Source organism: Phocaeicola coprocola DSM 17136 (genome assembly GCF_000154845.1).
Lineage (GTDB): Bacteria > Bacteroidota > Bacteroidia > Bacteroidales > Bacteroidaceae > Phocaeicola > Phocaeicola coprocola.
Genome location: NZ_DS981450.1, coordinates 94,974 through 107,647, shown reverse-complemented (window position 1 = coordinate 107,647; position 12,674 = coordinate 94,974). Strand labels below are relative to the sequence as shown.

The 12,674-nt window shown below is 41.5% G+C and carries 9 protein-coding genes; 4 read left to right on the top strand and 5 right to left on the bottom strand.

Translation table 11 applies throughout. The annotated features are described in order from the left end of the window. Positions 1-74 precede the first annotated feature (74 nt). The 3 genes from BACCOP_RS03165 to dusB all read left to right on the top strand — a co-directional run bounded on the left by BACCOP_RS03165 (position 75) and on the right by dusB (position 5,978). Positions 75-3,176, top strand: coding sequence for a SusC/RagA family TonB-linked outer membrane protein (locus BACCOP_RS03165; protein ID WP_007566063.1), 3,102 nt, complete (start codon positions 75-77; stop codon positions 3,174-3,176). Positions 3,177-3,190: 14 nt separating this feature from the next. Continuing rightward, a complete protein-coding gene (locus BACCOP_RS03160; RefSeq protein ID WP_007566062.1) occupies positions 3,191-4,825 on the top strand; it encodes a RagB/SusD family nutrient uptake outer membrane protein in 1,635 nt (544 codons plus the stop codon). A gap of 166 nt (positions 4,826-4,991) precedes the next feature. Beyond that, a complete protein-coding gene (gene dusB, locus BACCOP_RS03155) occupies positions 4,992-5,978 on the top strand; it encodes a tRNA dihydrouridine synthase DusB (protein WP_007566061.1) in 987 nt (328 codons plus the stop codon). Between the two features lie 9 nt (positions 5,979-5,987). Here dusB and BACCOP_RS03150 read toward each other — a convergent pair whose 3' ends face one another. Next, entirely contained in the window at positions 5,988-6,962 is a 975-nt protein-coding gene (locus BACCOP_RS03150) for a phosphatase PAP2 family protein (protein ID WP_007566060.1), read from the bottom strand. After that, positions 6,953-7,963: an NAD-dependent epimerase/dehydratase family protein gene (locus BACCOP_RS03145; RefSeq protein WP_007566059.1), complete on the bottom strand. Its 1,011-nt coding sequence runs from the start codon at positions 7,961-7,963 to the stop codon at positions 6,953-6,955. Before BACCOP_RS03145 ends, BACCOP_RS03150 begins: the two co-directional genes overlap by 10 nt. Before the next feature lie 155 nt (positions 7,964-8,118). Here BACCOP_RS03145 and rnr point away from each other — a divergent pair, with 155 nt between their 5' ends. Continuing rightward, the gene (gene rnr / locus BACCOP_RS03140) at positions 8,119-10,269 is read left to right on the top strand and encodes a ribonuclease R (protein WP_007566057.1); all 2,151 of its coding nucleotides are present in this window, start codon (positions 8,119-8,121) and stop codon (positions 10,267-10,269) included. A gap of 103 nt (positions 10,270-10,372) precedes the next feature. Here rnr and BACCOP_RS03135 read toward each other — a convergent pair whose 3' ends face one another. The 3 genes from BACCOP_RS03135 to BACCOP_RS03125 form a co-directional block, all read right to left on the bottom strand. After that, a complete protein-coding gene (locus BACCOP_RS03135; RefSeq protein WP_007566055.1) occupies positions 10,373-11,602 on the bottom strand; it encodes an FtsX-like permease family protein in 1,230 nt (409 codons plus the stop codon). Positions 11,603-11,683: 81 nt separating this feature from the next. Next, positions 11,684-12,019, bottom strand: a complete 336-nt coding sequence (gene rbfA / locus BACCOP_RS03130) for a 30S ribosome-binding factor RbfA (protein ID WP_007566053.1) — start codon at positions 12,017-12,019, stop codon at positions 11,684-11,686. Positions 12,020-12,027: 8 nt separating this feature from the next. Beyond that, on the bottom strand, positions 12,028-12,669 hold the full coding sequence (locus tag BACCOP_RS03125; protein ID WP_007566050.1) for an O-methyltransferase: 642 nt from the start codon (positions 12,667-12,669) through the stop codon (positions 12,028-12,030). Between the last annotated feature and the right edge of the window lie 5 nt (positions 12,670-12,674).

Sequence of the window (12,674 nt, the reverse complement as noted above, 5' to 3'; positions counted from 1 at the left end):
CAAGAAAACATAAGGCATAAGCTAAGAAAGAACCGAAAAATTATATTAACCCAAAATCATTAAGAGAGAGATTTATGAGTAAATTCTTATCACTGCTATGCAGCTTGCTAATCTGTGTAGCGACTTACGCACAGGAAATTACTGTGAACGGAAAAGTTACGGCCAACGGCGAAGAGATGCCGGGAGTAACAGTGGCAGTCAAAGGAGGAACACATGGTACAATTACCTCCATAGACGGTAGTTATTCACTACAAGTTGAAGCAAAAAGCACACTGGTGTTCTCATTCATCGGATATGAAACCGTAGAAATGCCGGTAAAAGGACAAAAAGTCATCAACGTTGATTTGAAGGAATCTTCTATAGCCATGGAAGAAGTAGTTATTGCCGTGCCATATGGTACTGCCAAAAAATCTACTTTTACAGGTTCTGCCAGCGTTATCGACAAGAAAATTGTAGCAGCTTCACAGGTTTCAAGTGTATCAAAAGCATTACAGGGAACAGTAGCAGGTTTACAGTCATTCTCTACAAGCGGACAGCCGGGAGAAGATGCTAACATTTACATTCGTGGTGTAGGTTCTGCCAATGCATCTCAGACACCGTTATATGTAGTCGATGGTGTTCCGTATGATGGTAAATTGTCTTCTATTTCTTCACAGGATATCGCTTCAGTTACAGTTCTGAAGGATGCCGCTGCTGCCTCTCTTTACGGTTCTCGTGCAGCAAACGGTGTTATCATGATTACAACGAAGCAAGGACAGAACGGTTCTGCTCCGACAATTCAGTTATCAGCAAAATATGGTTTCTCAAGCCGTGCCGTACGCGATTACGACCAGTTGAGTACAAACGATTATTTTATGCTGCAATGGGAAGCTTTGCGCAACAGCTATATTGACAACGGATCAGACCCTGTTGAAGCAGCACAAAAAGCTTCTTCTATCGTTGCTACTACACAAACAGGCGGTCTGGGTATCAATCCTTACGGAACAAATTATCCGCAGCCTATAGGAACAGACGGAAAAATTGTAGCCGGCGCAACTCCTCTGTGGAACGACAGTTGGGAAGATGCCCTGACACAAGACGCTCACTATACAGACTTGAATGCAAGTGTTTCAGGAGGTAGTGAAAAAACTAAATATTATTTTTCTTTAGGCTACCTGGACGATCAGGGTGCTTACATCTGTTCAGGATTCAAACGTTACAACTTGCGTTCTAACATCACAACCGATCTGCGTAAATGGTTACAGGTCGGACTGAATGTAGCAACCAGCCATTCTATACAAAATTACCCGAAGCAGAATGATACAGCTATCGGCAATATTGTATTGGCGGCACGCGACATTCCTTCTTTCTATCCTGTTTATGAACGTGATATGACAACAGGAGAATATATCCTGGATGAAAATGGAAACCGTGTTTACGATTATGGTACTTACCGTAAAGGTTCATACAACGGTTACAACTTCGCACAGTCTATGCTGTATGACAAGAAAGAGTACAAACGTGATGCAGCATCTATACGTGGTTACTTGCAAATTACTCCGATCGAAGGTTTAAGCTACAAAATGTCTTTGAACATTGACTATGACAGCAAGTTTACTCACAACTACAACAACCCAACCTACGGTAAACAACCGTTGACAGGTAGTGTAGAAAAAGGAAACGACCGTACTACCGGTATGACATACAACAACGTTATCAACTGGAACCATACTTTCAAAGAAGACCATGATGTTCGTCTGATGGCAGGTCAGGAATATTACGAATTTAACACATCAAATTTCAGCGGATCAAGAACGGGTGTCATTACTGACGGTTATTTTGAACCAGATGTAGCTTCTACATTGAGCAGCTTCGGTGGAAACAGCGACCAGTACAAATTGCTGAGTTTCTTCGGAAGTGCCGAATATTCTTATAAGAGCAAATATTTTGTATCAGCTTCAGTTCGTACCGACGGTTCTTCACGTTTCCATCCGGATCATCGCTGGGGTACTTTCTGGTCATTCGGAGGTTCATGGAAAATCTCACGTGAGAAATTCCTGGAAGAAGCAAGCAATAACTGGCTGAGCAACCTGACCCTTCGTGCAAGTTACGGTGCACAAGGTAATGACAATGTAGGTTACTATGCATATAAGGCTCTCTATTCAATCGGCAGCTCACTGGGTGAGTCTACTCTGCACGCATCACGTTTGGAAACTCCGGAATTGAGCTGGGAAACAAACTTGAACTTGAACGTAGGTCTGGACTTTGGATTCTGGAGCAACCGTTTGAACGGTACTATCGAATTCTTCCAACGTTCTTCTAAAGATTTGTTGTTTGCCCGCGACCTGGTTCCTTCAAGTGGATTCTCAAGTATCGATGCCAACATCGGTAAACTGAAGAACTATGGTTGGGAATTTACAATCAGTGGTACTCCAGTTATGACAAAAGACTGGACTTGGAAACTGAGCTTGAATGCAACTACTTATAAGAATGAAATCGTAGAACTGCCAACCGATGTTATGTGGCAGAGCTCAAAGAAATGGGTAAAAGGTGGCTCATTATATGATTTCTGGTTGTATGAATGGGCTGGTGTAAATCCGGAAAACGGTAAACCACAGTGGTATTACACCGCAGAAGATGGCAGCCGTCAGGTAACCGAAGACTACTCTAGCCTGACACCAGACGATAAGGTGAAGGTAGGCAGCTCACTGCCTAAGTTGAGTGGTGGTTTCCAGTCAGATCTTAGCTGGAAAAACCTGTCATTATCTATGCTGTTCTCTTATGCAATCGGAGGTAAGCTGTATAACAACGACAAGATTAGCATGATGAGCGTAAAAGGTGGAAACGGTAGCTCTATGAGTGAAGATATGCTGAACCGCTGGACACCGGAAAACCGATACACAGACATCCCACGTCTGTCGTACAACCAGACAAGCTATTTCACAAGCAGTTCAAGCCGCTGGTTGGTAAACCGCTCATTCCTGCGTTTGAAAACTGTTACATTAAGCTATACTTTGCCTAAAAACTGGATACATTTTGCCACACTGAAAGATGCCAGCATCTTCGTTCAGGGAGAGAACCTGTTGACATTCAGTCACCAGCAAGGTCTTGATCCTGAACAGCCTATCAGCGGTGTCGTATCATACCGCTATCCGGCAATGAAAACATTCTCATTTGGTATTAATGTAACCCTTTAATAAATAGACTAGATATGAAATTCAATTATAAAAATATATGCCTTGCCGCACTGGCTGCTTGCTCTGTAACAGCCTGTGACCTAGATACAGCTCCTACAACTTCACTTGAAGCAAATGCTGTATTCAAAAATCTGGAAAACGCTGACCGTGTAATCAGAGGATCCTGGAACTATATCTTTAATTCCGGTTCTACTTACGCATCTATCGGATATGGAGCTATCATGATCAATGATGATTTTGCAGGTTCGGATGTCGTAAGAACAACCAGCTATGGTTATTCTTCCAGTTATAATCTGACCAATGGTTACGGACGTGGAGAAATAAACGATGTAATGTGGGACATGGTTTACGACCCGATTAACAACTGTAATGCTGTTATCAAAAATATCGACGGTATTTCAGGAGATCAGACAGAAAAGAATCGCATCAAGGGACAAGCTTATGCTACTCGTGGTTTCTTGTACATGTTACTGGCAAGCCATTATTCTTTCGCTATCGATAAAGATCCGGATGCTGTTTGTGTACCTATCTATACAGAACCAACCGACTACGATATGGCGACAACCGGAAAGCCGGCTGCAAGTGTATCGGAAGTATACGAACAGGCATTAAACGATTTGAAATGGGGTTACGACCTGATTCCGGAAGATTACAATCGCGGTTCGAATGCAACAGATCAGTACAAAATCGACCATACTGTTGTAACCGGTCTGAGAGCACGTGCAAGCTTATATGCACGTAAATGGGAAGATGCATACAAATATGCAGATGAAGCTATGAAACTGAAAAATAGCTACCTGATGAGCGAAGCGGAATACAAGTCAGGTTTCAACAACGCACTGAACAAAGAATGGATGTGGGGCTACTCTTGTACGTTGGATGATAACCTTCCAGCTTATAACTTCTATTATAAAGATACAACAACTCCAGGTGGTGGTTATACAAACTTCAACACAGACCCTTACTTCAAGGAACTGTTTGATAAAAATGACTACCGTAGAGATCTGTTTAAATGGGGCTTGAATACAGGTTACGGCGAGTGTGCCATGCTTAACTATAAATTCCTGTTCGCTGATATCAATAATATGTTAGGAGATGTCATCATGATGCGTGTGGCAGAAATGTACCTGATCAAGGCAGAAGCAGCTGCACATATCAGTGGAAAAACTGGTGAAGCACAGACACTTCTGAAAGAACTTCGTGATGCCCGCATGAAAGAGGGATTCGAATCGCCAGCCGTTACCGCTACTGGTGATGAACTGTTGAAAGAAATCTGGCTGGAACGCCGTAAAGAGCTGTGGGGAGAAGGTTTCTCACTGACCGATATCATCCGCAACCAGCAATCAGTAGAACGTAAGAAATTTGAGAAGTACGCAATGGCAGATATTACACACGACAGCAAAGGCCAGGAAATAAGAACTCCAAAACTGGATGAAAACGGTGATGTAATATTAGCTCCGGAAGATGCAAGAGACGAGTATAAAGAAAAAAATCGTATGCTTATCAGCGGACATCCTACATTGAAGTTCCCTGACGGTTCTGATTTCGAAGTGAACAGCAAATATTACCTGTTCCGTATCACAGAAAAAGAAGAACTGCAAAATCAAAATCTGTACAACGATCATCCTAAATTGAGCATCTACCGATAAGTGGTAGTTCAAACAATACTTAATCCTCCCAGACGAAAGGTAATCCTTCCGGTTTGGGAGGATTTCTTTTATTTATTAATTTTGCAGCGATATTCAACAATCTGTTTATAATTGTACTCAAATTTTTACCTGCACTGCTTGCAGTGAAACCCTATAAAACATTACGATGAAAATAAGAAATATTGATCTGGGCGACAAGCCTGTATTGCTTGCTCCTATGGAGGACGTGACAGACCCCGCATTCCGCTTGCTGTGCAAAGAATTTGGAGCAGACATGGTATATACCGAATTTGTATCGAGCGATGCCTTGATTCGCTCAGTTGGAAAAACCATGTTAAAACTGAACATCAGTGATGCAGAACGTCCTGTTGCCATTCAGATATATGGGAAAGATACTGATACCATGGTAGAAGCTGCCCGTATTGTGGAACAAGCCAATCCAGATATTCTGGACTTGAATTTCGGTTGCCCGGTAAAACGTGTAGCAGGTAAAGGAGCTGGTTCCGGAATGTTGCAGAATGTTCCGAAAATGCTGGAGATAACCAAGGCTGTTGTTGATGCCGTAAAAATTCCGGTAACGGTAAAGACCCGTCTGGGATGGGATGCGGAACACAAAATCATCGTCGAACTGGCAGAACAGCTGCAAGACTGTGGTATCGAAGCTTTAACCATACACGGACGTACACGAGCACAAATGTATACAGGTGAAGCCGACTGGACACTGATCGGTGAGGTCAAGAATAATCCACGTATGCATATTCCTATTATCGGTAATGGAGATGTTACAACTCCACAGCGTGCACAAGAATGCTTCGACCGTTACGGAGTGGATGCCATTATGATAGGCCGTGCCAGCTTCGGACGCCCATGGATATTCAAAGAAGTAAAACATTACCTGAAAACTGGAGAAGAACTTCCTCCTTTGTCATTCAAATGGAAAATGGACGTCTTACGCCGTGAAGTACAAGATAGTGTCAATCTGCTCGACGAACGCCGGGGTATTCTTCATGTCCGCCGTCATCTGGCTGCATCTCCATTGTTTAAAGGCATTCCTAATTTTAAGGATACACGTATAGCCATGCTTCGCGCAGAAACATTGCCGGAGCTGAACGGAATACTCGATCATATAGAAAGCACTTTCGGAGGAGAATAATAGAACAGTTTATCCCATCAGCTTAAAAACTGGTGAGATAAACCATCTTTTATACATCAATGTAGCAAGCTGGTAAACAAAGAATGCCGATACAAAACCTACGATGGCATCTATCAGATAATGCGCCTGAATATATACAGTAGCGCAGCAAAGAAGAATATAGAAAGGAGCCAGCACATAAGCCAGTTTCTTGTTTACACGCCATGCCATTATCATTACAATAGTAGATATTCCTACATGTGAACTGGGAAAAGCTGCGGTAGGACGTTCTCCAACTTCCTGTGAAGCCTCGACAAGCTGATAGAAGAAACCGTGCTCAAAGCCCGGACCAGGTATCAGATAATCATTGGTATTAAAGTAGTCCCCAATAGCAGGGAAAATGCAGGCGTTTACCTTATCCATCCCGATAGCCGGGAAATAGAACTGAGGTCCTGCTACGGGTAACATTATATAGACAAAATAATAAATGAAAAATGAGGTAACCAGTACGAAACAAATCTTTTCGAACCATTCAAACCGGTTCAGAAAATAATATACCACTACCACCAGTATCATCGGATAATAAAAGAAGTAGCCCATATTGAAAGGTTCACTGAACCATATGGAAGGACAGAGCTTGCTGAATTCAACAGCAGGCTGACAGCCAAACAATATCTGCTCAGCATGAGCAAATAAATAATCCAGGTTAGGGAACAGACGGTTAAACTCAAACGTATCCGGATACCAGTAAGCGAGCAGACTCATCTGTACAGCCATACGGACAAAAGCCGTCAGACGACAGGGAAAAGCCTGATACAGAAATATCAGGACAAACGTCAGAATAACAATACCCAGACGCTCCAGCAGCATCATGCCCGGATGATCCATACGAGGAAAAAGCAATAAAATCAGCAAAGATGTTAAAGCATTGTATATCAAGCTAATTGTTTCTACTGCAAACAATCCCCTTCCACTATCTACACGTTCAAACAATTTTATAGCCATTTCTCCTTTTTATACCATGCAATAATCTCTTTTACACCTCTCTCTAACGGGTATTCTGCCCGATAGCCTAATTCTTTTTCCAATGGAGTAATATCACATTGCCAGTTACGCTGCTTCATTATTTTATACTTATCCAGATTCAATGTGCTCGATTTATGAAACAGTCGGGCTATGTTTTCAGCAAAGAAAGATATTACTTTAAGCAAAGCCAACGGACATGTAAAACGTATCAACCACGGATTGCCTAACTCTTTTTGGATTAAATCAGAAAATGTCCGGCTATTATATACATATCCGTCACTTACAAAATAAGCTCTGCGCAGTACTTTCTTATCAATAGCGCGATATACAGCTTGAACCAGGTCCTTGACATACACAAATGTTATATCCTGCCGACGAAATCCGGCAGCAAAATCAACATGACGGGAAATCGATTCGACCATCAGGAAATAGTCTTTCTCCCGAGGACCATAAACTCCTGTCGGACGGAATATGACATACGGAAAATCCTTCAGCTTCTGCAAGTATTCTTCCGAATGCAGCTTACTTACCCCATAAGCTGTATTAGGGCAAGGCGTATCTTGTTCACAAATGGGAGAATAGTCTTTTTCCCTTATCGGTCCGAAGATACTCAACGAACTGATATAAATGAATTGTTCGGGAAGCATCTCCAAACGCATCAATGTTTCAATAAAATGACGAGTGGCCCAATAATTACCTATTTCAAAATCTGCTTTGTCACGGCACTTCGTCACCCCTGCACAATGAATGATGTAATCCCATCCACCATGCTCCAGTTTATGTTGCTTCAATTGTTCTTCCAAACGGTCGGAATCAGTAAAATCAAGCTCAGCAAAACTGATACGGCTATCTTGCAAATATTTCCTGCTACTGCTCTTACGTACACCAGCCCATACCTGCATACCGCGCTCCAGCCCTCCTTCTACCAAAAAGCTTCCGATAAAGCCGCTTGCTCCGGTTACCAATACTTTTTTCTCCATGCGGCAAAGATAATAGTTTCTCACCTTTCTACCTTAAAATATAGCGAGTTATTGCTCCTTTATTCCATTTATTTTGTTTACTTTGTGAAAGAAACAGTTGTTGTATCAGGCTGGTTATTCCAAAGGTTATAGCAGCAAATTAAAACATTACGATTATGGCAAAGAAAAAGAAAGAAAAAAAAGGCGGAAAATATATGAAGAAAAAAGAACTGGCAGAGATGCTGGTCAATTATTTCCGTATGAAGCCAATGGAAAGTTTCGGTATGAAACAGTTGTTCACCGGACTGAAACTAACTACTCATCCATTGAAAATGCTTTGTGCCGATATCGTTCAGGAAATGGCAGAAGATAATTTTCTGATAGAAACAGAAAAAGGACATTATAAACTGAATGATAAAGGTCAGATTATGACCGGAACATTCCAGCGTAAAAGCAACGGAAAAAATCTTTTTATTCCGGAAGATGGTGGAGAGCCCGTCTTTGTAGCAGAACGCAATTCTGCGCATGCCATGAATAATGACAAAGTTAAGATTATCCTTTGTGCCAAACGCCGTCGTCATGAAATAGAAGGACAAGTTATTGAAATTCTCGAGCATGCCAATACCAATTTCGTAGGAACTCTGAAAGTCAGCAAAAACTATGCATTCCTTCTTACAGAAAGCAATACACTTGCCAATGACATCTTCATTCCTAAAGAAAAGTTGAAGGGAGGGAAAAACGGAGATAAAGCTGTGGTCAAGATAACCGAATGGCCCGAAGAAGCAAAAAATCCGTTTGGAGAAGTTATAGATATTTTAGGGAAAGCAGGTGAGAACACAACAGAAATGCATGCCATTCTTGCTGAATACGGATTGCCTTATGTCTATCCGCAAGCTGTAGAGGCTGCTGCCGAAAAGATATCGGCAGAAATAACTCCTGAAGACTATGCAGAACGTGAAGACTTCCGCGATATCGTAACTTTTACCATCGACCCCAAAGATGCCAAAGACTTCGACGACGCACTTTCTATCCGTCAGTTGAAACCGGGATTATGGGAAGTAGGTGTACACATTGCTGATGTTTCACATTATGTAAAAGAAGGTAGCATCATCGATAAAGAAGCTGTAAAACGAGCTACTTCCGTGTATCTGGTAGACCGTACTATTCCGATGCTACCCGAACGTCTTTGCAATTTTATCTGTTCACTGCGTCCAGACGAAGAGAAGCTGGCTTATTCTGTTATTTTCAATATGAACGAAAAGGCAGAAATAAAAGATTACCGTATTCGTCATACAGTCATCAAATCGAATCGCCGTTTCACTTATGAAGAAGCACAAAACATCATCGAGACAGGAGAAGGAGATTATAAGGAAGAAATACTTCAACTGAATAAGCTTGCACAAATTCTCCGTGAAAAGCGAATGGCTGCCGGTGCCATTAACTTCGACCGTTGTGAAGTAAAATTTGAAATAGATGAAAAAGGAAAGCCTTTGAGTGTATACTTCAAGGTTTCCAAAGAGGCAAACAAGCTGATAGAGGAATTCATGTTGCTGGCAAATCGTACGGTAGCCGAACATATCGGAAAAGTTCCTAAGAACAAAAAGCCGAAGGTATTTCCTTACCGTATCCACGACCTGCCTGATCCGGACAAACTGGATAACCTGAGTCAGTTTATAGCACGTTTTGGCTACAAGATACGTACAGGAGGAAGTAAAACAGATGTATCTAAGTCAATCAACCGACTGCTGAGCGACATTGAAGGTAAAAAAGAACAGAATCTGATAGAAACCGTTTCATTACGTGCCATGCAGAAAGCAAGATATTCTATTTATAATATCGGGCACTATGGACTGGCATTTGATTTCTATACACATTTCACTTCTCCAATTCGCCGTTATCCAGACTTGATGGTTCACCGGTTACTTACCCGCTACCTTGCAGGAGGAAGAACTGCACAAGCTGATAAGTATGAAGAATTATGCGAACATAGCTCTGCTATGGAGCAGACTGCTGCCAGTGCCGAACGTGCATCCATCAAATACAAACAAGTAGAATTTATGAGTGAGCGTATCGGAAACGTTTATGATGGAGTTATATCAGGAGTCACTGAATGGGGACTTTATGTAGAAGTCAACGAGAATAAATGTGAAGGTATGGTTTCTATGCGTGATCTGGGTAACGACTACTATGAGTTCGACGAGAAGAACTACTGTCTTATCGGACGGCGTCATCATCGCAAATTCAGTCTTGGCGACCCGGTAAAAATTAAGGTAGCCCGTGCTAACCTGGAAAAGAAGCAGCTTGATTTCATCCTTGCTGATGAATAAAGAAACAGTGTAATATACAAAAACGGACCTGTGCAGAAAGCTCTACAGGTCCGTTTTTTTATAATGTCTTTATTAACTTTCTATTGCAGATATAAATCAATTCCTACTTATTCAGCAACCGTTTACTAAGAAAACGTACAGGATACCATACCGACAGAAAACCAATCAATAATACGGTGATAAAAATAAGAAGTACATCTGATGCATGTACACTTACCGGATAAGCATCAACTACAAAGCTTCCAGAGCTTCCCAAAGCTATCAAGCCATATTCTTGCTGCAACCAACAAAGCAGCAAACCTAATACAACTCCTGCAAACGCTCCGAAAAACGATATCATACGTCCTTCGAACAAAAAGATACGCACTATCTGCCGATCGCTCGCACCCAAATTGCGCAAGGTCACAACATCATCGCGCTTATCAATAATGAGCATCGAGAGAGAGCCTATCACATTGAAACATGCAATCATCAGGATGAAGGTAAGAAACAGGTAAGAAATAAGCTTTTCTATCTCCATTATACGATAGGTATCTGCCTGCTGCTCGTAACGGTCTTGTACCAGGAAATCATCACCTAACAAATCTTGTATATGTTTTTTTACTGCATCCGTATCTGCTCCAGCTTTCAGTTTCAGATTTATTGCACTGACCTCTGTAGTATATTGAAATAAACGTCGGGCAAAATCTATTGATGTCAGTATGTAAGAAGCATCATATTTTTCCTGGTTTACAGCAAAAACCAGTCCCGATGAAAATAAATTACCGGTAACAAAAGCTGTAGAAGGATTTGCCATATTCACCTTTGCACCACGACGGGGAGCGTATATTTCCAACGGATCCAGAAAACGGATACCTGAGCCTAATGTAGAAAGCAATTGAATACCGGGAATAGCATAATCAACAACCTCATCATGAAGCAGTAAATCACCTCTTCCAAAAAGAATACTGTCTATGGGAGTCAGCTGATCAAAGTTATCTTCAACTCCTTTCACCACCGCCATAGCCTGTCTGCCTTGATATTGCACCATTACATTGTCTTCCAAAGACTCGGAATAAACTTCTACGTCTGGCATTTTTTTGAGCTGAAGCACTCGCTTATCTTGCCCGTCAAATACCTTTCCACGAACAGCAGTAATCTTCAATTGCGAATCGAAGGCTGTAAAAAATGTAGTTACCAAATCTTGAAACCCATTGAATACAGACAACGTACATACCAGTGCCAGCGTAGCAAGTGCCACTCCACATACGGAAATAGCTGAAATCACATTGATAGCATTGTGCGATTTCTTGGAAAACAAATATCTTCGAGCTATGTAAAAGGGGAAATTCATGGTGTATTAATTTTTCACCACAGACCGCACTTCTATAACAAAAAGAAATAGAATGATGCAGCCTGTGGTGAACAAGAGAGTTTATTTCTTAAGCAGCTCATCGATATGAGCAGCATAATCCAGCGAATCGTCGACAAAGAATTTAAGTTCCGGAATAATACGCAACTGATGACGTACCCGATTTCCCAATTCAAAACGAATCGACTTCATATTGTCATTGATATTTTTTACGATTTCCTCACTACGTTCCGACGGGAACACGCTAAGATATACACGAGCGTAACTCATATCCGGGCTAATACGCACAACACTGACTGAAACCAATACACCGTGCATCGCCTTTGTTTGCAGCAAGAAAATATCACTCAGCTCTTTCTGAATGAGCCGAGCGATTTTATTTTGTCTGGTTGTTTCCATATAAATAATTACTTTTTACGTATGATGGTTAAGCCGTCACGCAAAGGCAATATAACTTTTTCTACACGTGTATCGGCCGCCACCAAATCATTAAACTTCTTAATACCGATAGTTTGCGTATCTGTATGATGAGGTTCGGGTTCAAGTACATGTCCGTCCCACAAAGTATTATCGGCTATAATATAGCCTCCTGAATTCATCTTTTTCAGAATCATCTCATAATACTCTACATAAAAACGCTTATTACCGTCAACAAAAGCAAGATCAAATGTTACGTCCATATCAGGCACAATCTTCAAGGCATCACCTATATAGAACTTTATTTTATCGGCATACAATGAATTTTCCAGCCACGGACGTGTAAAATCCTCTTGCTCATCATTTATCTCGAAAGTATGGAGCATAGCCCCTTCTTCCAGTCCTTCTGCCAGACAGAGAGCGGAATATCCGCTGTAAGTACCTATCTCAAGCACTTGTTTCGGACGTATCATCTGTACAAACATTTTCAGCATACGTCCTTGCAGATGCCCTGAAGCCATACGGGGACGCAAAAGTTTAACATGCGTCGCCCGGTATAAAGCCTTCAAGTATTCTCCTTCTTCATCTATATGCTGAAGTATATAGTCGTCCAGAGCGTCCGTTTCTTTCATATATA

What these genes read in the sequence shown, in the direction of transcription:
- rbfA (WP_007566053.1), bottom strand. Translation starts at nt 12,019, where the DNA reads ATGGAAACAACCAGACAAAATAAAATCGCTCGGCTCATTCAGAAAGAG.
- BACCOP_RS03125 (WP_007566050.1), bottom strand. Translation starts at nt 12,669, where the DNA reads ATGAAAGAAACGGACGCTCTGGACGACTATATACTTCAGCATATAGAT.
- BACCOP_RS03145 (WP_007566059.1), bottom strand. Translation starts at nt 7,963, where the DNA reads ATGGAGAAAAAAGTATTGGTAACCGGAGCAAGCGGCTTTATCGGAAGC.
- rnr (WP_007566057.1), top strand. Translation starts at nt 8,119, where the DNA reads ATGGCAAAGAAAAAGAAAGAAAAAAAAGGCGGAAAATATATGAAGAAA.
- BACCOP_RS03150 (WP_007566060.1), bottom strand. Translation starts at nt 6,962, where the DNA reads ATGGCTATAAAATTGTTTGAACGTGTAGATAGTGGAAGGGGATTGTTT.
- BACCOP_RS03160 (WP_007566062.1), top strand. Translation starts at nt 3,191, where the DNA reads ATGAAATTCAATTATAAAAATATATGCCTTGCCGCACTGGCTGCTTGC.
- BACCOP_RS03165 (WP_007566063.1), top strand. Translation starts at nt 75, where the DNA reads ATGAGTAAATTCTTATCACTGCTATGCAGCTTGCTAATCTGTGTAGCG.
- BACCOP_RS03135 (WP_007566055.1), bottom strand. Translation starts at nt 11,602, where the DNA reads ATGAATTTCCCCTTTTACATAGCTCGAAGATATTTGTTTTCCAAGAAA.
- dusB (WP_007566061.1), top strand. Translation starts at nt 4,992, where the DNA reads ATGAAAATAAGAAATATTGATCTGGGCGACAAGCCTGTATTGCTTGCT.